Source organism: Coleofasciculus sp. G3-WIS-01 (genome assembly GCF_040223135.1).
In the GTDB taxonomy this organism is placed as follows: Bacteria; Cyanobacteriota; Cyanobacteriia; order Cyanobacteriales; family Coleofasciculaceae; genus Coleofasciculus.
The window spans coordinates 1-11,701 of sequence record NZ_JAVJZI010000265.1; the positions used below are offsets into that span (position 1 = coordinate 1).

General features: G+C 44.8%; 8 protein-coding genes. 7 read left to right on the forward strand and 1 reads right to left on the reverse strand.

Annotated features, from left to right (window positions below; all coding sequences use genetic code 11):
- The 7 genes from RIM23_RS28370 to RIM23_RS28400 all read left to right on the forward strand — a co-directional run.
- Nucleotides 1-796, forward strand: a 796-nt coding sequence (locus tag RIM23_RS28370) for a DUF2887 domain-containing protein (protein WP_446371526.1), incomplete at its 5' end; no start/stop codon positions are given.
- A 759-nt stretch (nt 797-1,555) separates the two neighbouring features.
- Nucleotides 1,556-3,298, forward strand: coding sequence for a Cas10/Cmr2 second palm domain-containing protein (locus RIM23_RS28375; RefSeq protein ID WP_446371528.1), 1,743 nt, complete (start codon nt 1,556-1,558; stop codon nt 3,296-3,298).
- Entirely contained in the window at nt 3,271-4,152 is an 882-nt protein-coding gene (locus RIM23_RS28380; RefSeq protein ID WP_446371530.1) for a type III-B CRISPR module-associated Cmr3 family protein, read from the forward strand. The genes RIM23_RS28375 and RIM23_RS28380 overlap by 28 nt, the downstream gene beginning before the upstream one ends.
- 225 nt (nt 4,153-4,377) lie before the next feature.
- Complete coding sequence (locus tag RIM23_RS28385) at nt 4,378-5,346, forward strand: RAMP superfamily CRISPR-associated protein (protein WP_446371532.1); 969 nt, start codon at nt 4,378-4,380, stop codon at nt 5,344-5,346.
- A gap of 38 nt (nt 5,347-5,384) precedes the next feature.
- Nucleotides 5,385-5,786 carry a hypothetical protein gene (locus tag RIM23_RS28390; protein WP_446371534.1) on the forward strand — a complete coding sequence of 134 codons (402 nt, stop codon included), beginning with the start codon at nt 5,385-5,387 and terminating at the stop codon, nt 5,784-5,786.
- Nucleotides 5,787-6,293: 507 nt separating this feature from the next.
- A complete protein-coding gene (locus RIM23_RS28395; protein ID WP_446371540.1) occupies nt 6,294-8,012 on the forward strand; it encodes an RAMP superfamily protein in 1,719 nt (572 codons plus the stop codon).
- Entirely contained in the window at nt 8,012-9,550 is a 1,539-nt protein-coding gene (locus tag RIM23_RS28400; protein WP_446371536.1) for a hypothetical protein, read from the forward strand. The genes RIM23_RS28395 and RIM23_RS28400 overlap by 1 nt, the downstream gene beginning before the upstream one ends.
- A 1,083-nt stretch (nt 9,551-10,633) precedes the next feature.
- Here RIM23_RS28400 and RIM23_RS28405 read toward each other — a convergent pair.
- Entirely contained in the window at nt 10,634-11,353 is a 720-nt protein-coding gene (locus RIM23_RS28405; RefSeq protein ID WP_446371538.1) for a pentapeptide repeat-containing protein, read from the reverse strand.
- Between the last annotated feature and the right edge of the window lie 348 nt (nt 11,354-11,701).

An 11,701-nucleotide genomic window follows, 5' to 3' on the forward strand; every position in this document is an offset into this window, starting at 1 on the left:
ATACTTGGATGAGTTAGGAGATGAAGCGTCGGCTTCTGTTGGGGTGAATATTGTTAAGCTAGTGATTGAGCGGGAACAGACAGCCCCAGAACAGGCAAGGCGTTTGATTGAACAAGCTCAAGTTCAGATAACGGATGAGACGACTAAACGTGACTTGATTGATTTAATAGAAACTATCATTGTTTACAAGTTACCGCAAAAAAGCCGAGAGGAGATACAAGCCATGTTAGGATTAAGTGATCTCAGAAACACTAAAGTTTATCAGGAAGCCAAACAAGAAGGGTTAATAGAAGGGAAACAAGAAGGGTTAATAGAAGGGAAACAAGAAGGGTTAGTAGAAGGTGAACAACGAGGTGAACAACGAGGCAAACTCAAAACCAAGTTAGAGGCTATCCCTCGGATGATGCAGTTGGGTGCGAGTTTGGAGATGATTGCAGAGGGATTAGATTTACCCTTGAATGTTGTTCAACTAGCAACCCAGTCATTTTCTGAAGATAATGTGGCTGCGTTTATTGAACTGTTAAATCATCGCCGTTCGCTTTTTTCGGCTCAAGATTTAGCGGAGTTGGCGGAGTTAATTAAACCTTTACCGGATAAAATAGAAACGCTGTCTGACGCGATCGCACAATGGTGTAAGCAGGATGCCCATTCTGTACAGCGTCAGGCTTGGCGGGATTGTCTGTCTGGTAAGCTGGCGGCGACGGTGGAGGAATGGTTGGCTCAAAATCTGGAAACGCTGGAGACTCTATCCTATTCGGTTAATAAGGCTAGGTTGCAACAGGCGATTGAGCGATAGTAGAGATGTAGTATGCTACGTCTGGGAACAGGGGGAGGTTGCGATCGCGCTCTCCTTTCTCATACCCTAATCTATAAGTTGGTCAATGTCTCAGCAATTTGATACCCGTTGGCGAAATTTTGACGGCTGAAAGGGAGGGCGAAAAACCGGGTCAGCCGTCAAAATCGCTAGAAAGTTTGCATAGCAATGGTTTTAGCGTTTTAAGTTTTTGAGTAATTGCAATTTAGTGTCAATAAGCGGGGCTGAAATGAACCTGAAAATGTCAGCCGTCAAAATCTGCGTTAGAATGCATGGCTGTAGGGGCTTTCAAGCTTCAGGGTTTCCCACTCGCTGGGAAAACAAGTTGAATGGAAACGCTAGTACGCTCTTCCTGCGCTTATGGGAAAGAGAGTGTTTCCCACTCGCTGGGAAAACAAGTTGAATCGAAACCATTCCCCTCTTGCTGCTAAGTAAGAGGGGATTCAATTCATCGAAATCTTAAGGGCACGGCAATGCCGTGCCCCTACCTGTCCATACCTAAACCCCAATCTTAAAAAACCTACTGGCGTGGCACACCTTAATTGGTGGATTAGCATTGTAGGGGCGCAAGGCTTGCGCCCGGTTTAAAGGTCAAATCTATTCCACAATTTTAGCTGTGTCAGTCCACTACCCTTGTGAGACTCCAAAAACTCCCATCAATCCTGCCTTCTTGCACTAGTCTCACATCCCGAACAATTGCTACAGTACAGTCTAGACACCCCAACCTCAAGGAAATTCATCGTGTCTGACTACACCGCCGCCAGCTTTGCCCCCGTACAAGGCTTTATCGAAAAATCCCGCAAATTGCGAGACTTGTATGGCTCATCGCTGATTTTATCCTTTTTAAGTTCTAAACTGGTGCAAAAGGCAGAATCCTTAAACTTCACGGTGATCTCCCCCGGATTACCCCATGTCGCCAAAGGAATGCCGAATCGGATTCTGGTACAAGGGAAATTTGACCGCAATTTAGTCAAAACTACTCTATTAACCGAATGGCAAAGGATACTCACGATTTGCCGAGAGTGGATCGAAGATAACCTAGGTATCCCCAAAAATCAGTATTGCTGGTCACAAACGGAAGCCGATAAAGGACATCAGAAGGGAGAATGGGAACGCTGGGGAAGTTATACCTGGGAAGTGTTTTGGGGTTATGGTGACTCCGTACAAGCGGCGATGGATGACTTGGAAACCCGCAAACTCAAGCGTGATTGGATTGCGATTAACTGGATGGGGGAAAGTTCTAGTTTAACCGGAACTGATGCGATCGCGTGGCATCAATTGGGCAAGTTTAATTCTAATCCGGGTCATACACTCAGCCCATCGGAACGGGAGGAGATGGAACTATTTTATCGTCGCTTGTCTTGGCTACTGGATAATCCGGATTATCGGGTGGGACAATCGAGTCTATCTCTGGCAGAATTGAGAGAACGACAATCCCAACCTGATCAAATTGGTCGCTATATTGCCCCGAATGAACGGTTAAGTATTCCGGAATTAGTGAAGCGTTTAGTTACCTACGATAAACTCGCCGATACAATTGGACTCGATAGACTCAAAGCCAAACCCGATGACCCCGAATTTAAAGATATTATTCGCAACCCCGGATATTGGACGGGTTGGTTTATGGGGGATGGTGATAAAGTGGGCGATAAATTAAAACATCTGGCAAGTCGCCCTGATGAACCTGATAGAGACGTGACCATGGAAAATCTCCCTCCTGATGCAACGAATCTCCAACAATTTACCCATTTAATCCGAGAATGGGGACAAGACTTTCAGAAAAAATCTGACTTATTTCCCCAGGGAAAAGGACGAGTCATTTATGCCGGAGGCGATGACTTTCTCGGTGTTTTATACAGCCCCGAATCCGAACCCGCCACGCCACCGGAAAAGGTTAAACCGATTGAAGCCTTGCAGTGGTTATTAACCTTAGAACAGCATTGGCAACAGCAACAACAGCAGATTAAACACCAGCTTAATCTGGACTTTACCTGTAGTGTGGGCTTCGTTTGGGCAGGACATAAAGTTCCCCAACGAGATATTTTACAACATTGTCGAGAAGCCGAACAACGGGCAAAAAATCAAGGACGCGATCGCGTGACGATTCGGGTGGTGTTTAATAGTGGTCAATATGTCCAATGGACTTGTCCCTGGGACTATTTACCCATTCTCACCCAGTATCGCGATCGCGATGGCAAATCCTGGGGAGAGGAACCCAATTGGAACCATATTTATAGCGATTGGGCGCAGTTAAAAGCCCGTCATGGGATTCGCTTAAAGGAAATGCAAGGAATGCCGATTCGCAAAAATATCGCCTTGGCGATTTTTGACCTGTATTTTAATCAGGCGGGAGAAACCTTCAACCAGGAGAATAAATGGAGTGATATTGCTGGCGATAACACCAATATCGTTATCGTTAATTGGATTAACGACTTGATTCAAGTGGGGTGGCAATTATGTCAGACAACTCCTTCAAATACTTAATCGCCGTCAAGCCATTAGGCTTCATGTATGGTAGTGCTGGTGCCTTTTTATCACCAGAGAACCTCGTCGGGCGATCGGGAACAAAATTCCCCCCGGATGCGGCGACGATGGCGGGATTATTTTTTCATGCTAATCAAGAACATCAGTTTACCAATCATAAAGACTTAAGCAATACTCTGGTTGTCGCGGGTGCTTTTTGGGCAGAACGGAATGACCCCAAAGACTTTTATGTGCCGATTCCTTGGCATCAAGTCGTCGCCGAAAAAGAGGACGATGAATGGTATTTTGTCAAGAAAAAAATCCCCTCATCAGCAGCCCGTGACACCGATGAAACCAACTGGATTCTCGGTCAGTATCGATGGCATCGGGATAACAAAGACCTCAATCCCGATTATACCTGGCAATCGATTTATAGCTGGAACTTACCCGCCGACGAACTTAGAGAACGTCAAGCCGTTAAGACAGCCCCCTGGGAGTTTATCCCCTTTTTACATCCGCAACTGAAACAGCAAGAACGTCACGTCGTTAACCAAGATGGACTCTTCTTAGAAAATGCCGTACAACTGAATCAAAACTATTGCTTAATCTACCTGGCAAACTATGAACTCCCTAGCGGCTGGTATCGGTTGGGCGGGGAAGGACATTTAGTCGATATTCAGACGCATACCCTCTCAGAAACCCACAAAATCAATAAACTCTTGCGCCAAAAGATTCAACATGCCTTTGCCCTGATTAATCCGGGCGTTTGGGGGTCAAATAAACTCTCCTATCGCTATCCTCACCATCCCAGCTTTCCCCATCAGGGACTAAAAATGCTCACCGATAGACCGATTTTACCGTTATCGTATCGGTGAATCCCACCCCAAAGACGCCAAGAAACAGGACTATGATTCGAGTAAAACGGGACGCTTAAGTCGGGGACGCTACGCCGTTCCTCCGGGAAGCGTCTACGTGTTCAAACACCCCCTAAATCTGACCTGGTGGGATTTTCCTGATGAATGGTTTCCCAAAGAAGGATTCCCCCTCAAGCATCTAGGATGTGGCTTATGTTTACCCATTGATATCAAAGGATTACCCCCATGTACCACCAAGGCTACGGCATAATTAAAACCCTCGCCCCCCTCCATGTCGGCGCAACTGCTGGCGAAGAAATGGGGAATTTGAATCTAATTTTTCGAGATCAATTTACCCAAACCGGAATCATTCCTGGAAGTTCGATTCGGGGACGATTTCGGGCAGATATGCGACTCAAACGTCAAGAATGGTTAGAGTCACACCTCAAGGCGGCGGATGTAGAGATTCCTGATGCGGAGGTGTCAGAGGTTGAAGTCACAATTAAGGGTATCAAAAAGACAATTCCGCGATTAGTCTGGTTAGAACAACAGGCGCAGGCAAAAAACCTGACGGTTCCGAATTCAATTAATGATAATTACTGGTATGGGCAAACCGTACAGGGAGGAGACGATAATAGCACCACAGAAGCCTTAGTTAAATTTGAATACGCCTCTCTTGTCTGGTTACCTGTATTTTGTCCCGGTCAACCTGTGGTTTGGGTAACCTGTCCCTGGTTACTCAGACGATATCAAGACATCACCAATATTAACGCTGATGTTCCCGAACCCTACATCGCCGGGAACGGGCTAAAAGGGAGACAAATAGCAGGGCGCGGTCAAGTTCTCTTCTTTAATTTAGGCTTCGTTGAGTTAGAAAATGACGAAGATTTATCGCCTTGGATTCCACCGGCAAGCCAGTTAGATAAAAACAAATTAGTCGTTCTCAGCGATAACGATATCGCCATGGTGCATGATATGGCATTATATCGTCAAAGTCGGGTAAAACTCTTAGATGAGATGAAAAAAGTCGAGAATTTCTTCAATGTAGAAGCCTTACCCGAAGCCAGCGTCTTAGTCTTTCCCATCGCCCAGAAGAGAACCGGGTGGAAACCCTTTAAGGAGGAGAGATGCTTAGAATTATATTTTGGCGGATTAGAATCAATTGGATTTGGTCGATGTCGGGTATTCATTCAGTATCAAACCCCCGACAAATGACATAATACAAATGACATAAGACGAAGGACAAATCAACTATGGCTTGGCAAGCTTACGAACTGGATCACATCGCCCAAAAATTAGTCCTAGACGCCCGTAGACGTGACCCCCAATCCCTAAATCAATCCCACAAAATGCGGCTAGCGGTAGCCTATGGATTAGAACGATTTTGGGGAGAACATTTGCGACTGCAAGGGAGAGAAGACAGCAAGTCCCAATATTGGAAAGACACCTGGGAGGCATTACACAACCTGATAAAAAAAGCCGGAGTAATCATTCCCAATGACCCGGTAAATCCTAACCAAGTAGACGAAATTCAAGCCATGTCCGAGAAATTATGGCAACTCTCTATTGAGGATCAACGAGTCGCGATCGCGGTTTTAACTCAACTGTGTGATTGCATTGTTTGGTGGACACAACGATACAAAATTAGCAAGTAAATTAAAGATAACGTATCCGTCCCAAAATTATCAATCGTAACGCACCATGGATAACGCTAAATTTGGGGAATCAATTGTACATTTTACACATCAGTTATCGTTGTTAACATTAGCAATATTCCCCCTCACCCCCAACCCCTCTCCCACCCTGGGGAGAGGGGAGCAAGAAAACAAAGTAAGCTATATTTTTTATCATCAATTATTCCGGTTCCCCTTTAATATCCCCCTCTTCCCTTAAAAAGGGGGAAGCCAGATGTTGCTTCGCTTTTGTTGCACGGGAGAAGGGAGCAAGAAAACAAAGTAAGCTATATTTTTTATCATCAATTATTCCGGTTCCCCTTCTCCCTTCCCCCCTTTCAAAGGGGGGTTAGGGGGGATGGAGAAGGGGTTAGGGGAAGAGGGTGAACCAATGTTAGTCTAGTATAGAATCAACCGCGCATTTTTATGGTGTACGTCGGTGCGCCCCTACGATTTCCCCCATCAGGTAAAACGCCACTCGACCAAATCATGAACCCCATCCCCAACGCCTACAAAAAAGTCCCAATGATGTTCCGCGCCCAAATCAGGGGACGCAGCCAACTCCACTACATTGACCCCCATAAGGAAAAACAAGATGTCCAATATTGGGCGGAAGAATGGATTGAAAAAGCCGAATTTATTCCCCTCACCAATCAAGACGATAGTCAAAGCGACACCTACCAAACCCAAACCTATCAAATCCGCTGGCGATTCGTCACCAATGGCGGACAAGATGATGGTATGATTCGCCCCGTTATTGGGGGTTATGGCATTCCCTTTTATCCCGGTAGTAGCATGAAAGGGGCATTCCGCCAAGCCTGTGAACAAGCCGAACAAGCAGGAACAATTCCCCCGAATCGCTGCAATCTTTACTGTGGCGATGAAACTAATATCACCCCAGGAATCCTCCGCTTTCAAGGCGCTTATCCGATTAATGATTGGACAGAAAACTTAGTCGATTTAGTCCATCCCCAGCAAGGATGGCAAGTGAAAACCCCAAATACTAGAGGGAAGAATCTATTAAGAGGAGAAAGTGCTTATGCGTTAGTGTCTTTAGTTCAACCAAGCTTACGATTTGGTATCTCTAGTAGTAAACCCCTATCTACCGAACAATGGCAAGAAATCTGGCAGATTTGGCACGACGCGATCGCGGCGGGTTTAGGAACCCGAGTTAGTGCGGGACATGGACAAGTTGAGACAGATTCAACCTCAATTTTATATCAGGTTCGGGTCAAAGGACAAGGACAAGCGGCTAAGTTAATTGATGGAACTGGAGAATTTCGTCCCACTATCTTTCGCGCCAGTTTACGGGGTCATGCGTTACGCCTATTTGGGGGGTTAACCAATGCCAAAACAGTGGAAGCCTTAGTGGAACAATTGTTTGGTGGCGTGCAAGGAAAGGGAACCGTCGGACTCTTAAAATTAGGGTTTGAAACCGAGGAGTTACGGTTAGGGACGTTTGGTCAAAATGGGTATGAACAGCCCACCTATAACGTGGAAGGAGAGATGATTTGGTCATTAACTCGCCCCCTCCCTGATGATCAACACGCCGCTTTACAAAACCTCGTCACGGATTTAATTTGGTTTGCTATGGTATTTGGTGGATTTGGCAAGTCTTGGCGACGGGCGGATCATCGCTTATTTTATCCCGATGATGAGTATGAAAAGTTAATTGGTTGTCATTGGCAATGGGCGGGAGAAATTGACCGCAAAAATGCCTTTCGCGTCCGGAGTCCTAAAACAATCAGCAAGTTTATTAATTCTGTCTTAGACACAGCGAAAACCTGGATGAAATTACAAGGAAAACTCCCCAATCCTAATCATCCTCCTGCCAATTGGCGCGAATCCTGGCATCCCTCTCGCGTCCAAGTGTGGGGACGATGGGCAAAAAATCGGGATGAATGTGTGGAGATTGATTGGTTACATAAACCCTATCAAAAAGGTATTGTTCGCGGCGAAACGGATAAAAGTATTAGACGGACATCGGTAACCGGAGAACTAGGTCAAATTGGTCGCTTGTGGCATCGAATGTACCCACCGAAACGCCTCTGGATTAAGAAAGAGGGAAAACTTGAACCGATATCGACGAATCGGTTTATTGAGTTGTTAACCCTGTTTCCGGACGAGTCACCGGAATTTAAGCAGTTTGTCGCGTTTCTTCAGCAAAAGCCAGAGGGATTTGAATTACTGTGGGGAGGAAAGAAATAATGGCAATTTGGATAGTGACGATTGGCAGTAGTGATGTGCAATTAGACAGTGACAACATTAGTAAAGAAAAGGGACGAAGTAAAAACCAGTACAGTAATAAAAAGTGGACTGATTGGTATGATGATGATATTCTCGACGAATGCCATGATATTAAATTTGAACTCAAGCAAACCTATAATTATGTCAATCAACTTTATCGGATCGAACCGAGGGTATTGGGAACGGTTTATCAGTATCATTCCCCCCAGATACAGGAACAGATTTGGTCGTATTTAACTTTTCCCCTGTTAGATACATTTGTGGAACGGTTAAAAGCAGAAACCGATCAATTAGATCAAATTATCGTCCTATTAACCGATCAATCCCAGATTTTCTCCGATAATTACACCCAGCGCAAAATCACCTGTCCCTATTGGCAAGATACCCATAAATTACAGCCCATTTTAGCCCGATATTTTCAGGCGGCGGATAAGTTTCCTAACACCCCCTGTGAATGGATTAACCTAGCGCCGAAATCAAATGATCCAGGATTAGATGATTGGGATTATGTTTTAACCCTAGTACGGGAAAAATTAGGTTCTCTCCAGTTGGAGGAACCGGAGAATCAGGAAGCCGAGAGTAAAACAATTTATGTCAGTCATCAAGCCAGCACTCCAGCCATTTCTTCAGCGGTTCAATTTGAAACCTTATTACGGTTTGGAGAAGGGGTTAAATTTTTAGTCTGTAGTGAATGGGATGAAACATTAACTCAAATTCTCCCTTGCTCAACCTACCTACGCGGGATTCGCCAACAAGAGGCAAAAACATTACTAGAACGCTATGATTATTCCGGTGTGAAAGCGATACTGGCTCCCTATTTAACCTCAGACGTAGCAATTTTATTAGACGCGGCGATTCTCTGGAATTCGGCGAAGTTTGATCAGTTTACTAAGACGGTGTTACAGTATCCTGATAGTCAATTGGTGCAAAAGGTTCAGGAACGCACTCAGAAGTGTAACTGGTGGTGGACAGGGTATGAAGCAGCGTATTTAGGAGTAGTACGACTTGAGCAAGGAAATACGGTTGAAGCGTTTTTTCATAGTTTTCGGGCGGTGGAGGGTTTAATTCGCTTGTTTGCCGATGCCAAGTATAAGGATAAAATCCAATTCAATAAATATGGCGCTCCTTATATTGAGTTTTCTAATAAAAATCGCTTTAACCTGTTCGGAAAACAGCTTTATCGTTTCTTAGACTATTGCTGCACCATTGACGCAGAGAATGATAACGATATTTGGCGGTTTGGCGAGGTGACATTTGACAAACGGAATCAGTATTTCCATCAACTGTTTGGCTTATCGGAACAAGACGTATTTGATGCTTGGGATACCGATAACCGAATAGCTTGGGAAGCCAGAGTCTTAGGCTGTCTAAACTTTATCGCTGAACCCGATTCCCCATTCACCGCCTTAGATACCGCCAGTTTAATCTCCCCAATTCAGGATAAATTAGAAAAGGCGATCGCACAACTGACTCAAACCGAACCGCCACAAAAAACGTAGGGGCGCACCGACGTGCGCCCAATAAAATACCGACGTGCGCCCGATTTAATTCAAGTCAATTGTAGGGGCGGGTTTAGGGATTTAATTTCGTCCCCTACCGATAACCTTTCAACAAAACCCGCCCTCATCATCAACAATTCAGGCATAAATCGTCCCAAATGATCAATAACTGGATGACCCGGTTTCCTCCGGCTGGCGATTAATGGTATAATCTCGATCAAACGCTAATCTAACTGAACCTTGAAAAGTGAATAAGATAGCGGCGAAATCGACCAATCGACACCAGTCGCTAAATCGCTGAAACCCTATAGTTTTCGTGGAGTGGTGTCGATGCCTTACAGAGAAAGGGTTTGAGGAATGTGTTGGTTCCGATTTTTGGACAGATGGCGTATAATTTTATCAGTGGTGTCGATTCGGCGGCTGAAACCCAGTCTCCGTAAGGCTCCCTGAGCGAACTGTTCCCACTCGCTGGGAAAACAAGTTGAATGTAAACCTTTTCTGATGCTATACCTGGCTTTTCCTACCATGTAGGGTTCCCACTCGCTGGGAAAACAAGTTGAATGTAAACCATAACTGTAGCCGCCGGGTTTGACTGCTCATCTGTTAGTTCCCACTCGCTGGGAAAACAAGTTGAATGTAAACACCAGGTGATCCACACCACAACCTTTGTCATGGTCAGGAGTTCCCACTCGCTGGGAAAACAAGTTGAATGTAAACAGGGTAAACACCCTGTAACCTGAAAATCAGACAAAAAAAGGGCACGGCAATGCCGTGCCCCTACCTTTCCTCTATCAAATAAACCTATTGAATTTTGCGATATCCTCTACCCAACCCAATTAAAGGTTAATTTGGGGTTCACTGCACAAATTATAAGACTAAGGTTCCCCAACTACAAACGAGGGCTAAGGTTCCCCGACAACAAACAACAAACAACAAACCCAACGATATAATAGACACAACGCTAAAGTCGTCAGGGCAACCTGGGGACAAACAGCAAAACGTGCGAAAATAATCGCGCTGAAGGTGGCATTGTTAAGGATTCGTCAGGAAAACCTGGGGAAATAACCTATCAATGCCATCTTCTCAACTCTGCCCCACCGTTAGCATCCTATCCTTCAACCGTTGCGTGATATCATCATCAAAATCAGCCTTCATCCAACTCGGATTCCTAGCAATACTCTCCAGCGTCGCCTCATCAAATACCGCCCATTGAAACTTCGCCTTCTGTAAATCCGCCTCAGCAAAATCCACCCGTTCCAAATTTGCCCCCTTAAAAAACGCCGTATTCAGATTCGCCCGGACAAAAGAAACCCCGCTCAAATTCGCCCCATCTAGATGAATTTCCTGTAACCTTGCCTCCCGAAACGTCGTATTCACAACAGTAGACCGTTTCAATTGCACCGATATCAAATTTGCCTGATTAAAACTAGAATGAATAAGTTTAGTTTTAGGATCAGACTTACTGCGGTTGTGATAATCACTAAACACCGCCTCCTTCAGATTCGCCTGATCCAAATTCACCGCTTCCATATAACTATACGTCAAATTCGCCTTTTGCAGCCTCGCCCCGATGAGTTGCGTCTGCCGAAATACCGCCCGTTCCAGGTGCGCCTCACTCAAATTCGCTGGAGTTAAACTTAAATTCGCCAGGGTAATCCCATTAATATAACACCCCGATAAATCCAATTGAAACTTCCGTTCCGTTGCCGTCAACTTCGTCAACTCTGGCTTTAAATAAATATCAATCACCTGTTCAAACACTTGCACCAGCAACCGATTAATCGTCGGATCTTGATTATCCAACTTCAAATTCGCCAGAACAATTAAATACCCACCTTAGGTTAACTATTTATTATAAAACCGTTACATAATTGTAGGGGCGGGTAATGGGATTTAATTTTGGCATTTACCGCTAACCTAGAAACAAAACTATCCCTGGATTAAAGGTTGATAATATAATCATTTTACTTCCAGATATTCAAAATCAAAATGATAAATAATCATTCGTAGGGGCGGGTAATGGTATTTAATTTTGGCATTTACCGCTAACCTATCAACAAAACCCGCCCTGGATTAATAGTTGATGATAGAATCATTTTCCTTCCAGATATTCAACAGCAAATTGATAAATAATCATTCGTAGGGGCGGGT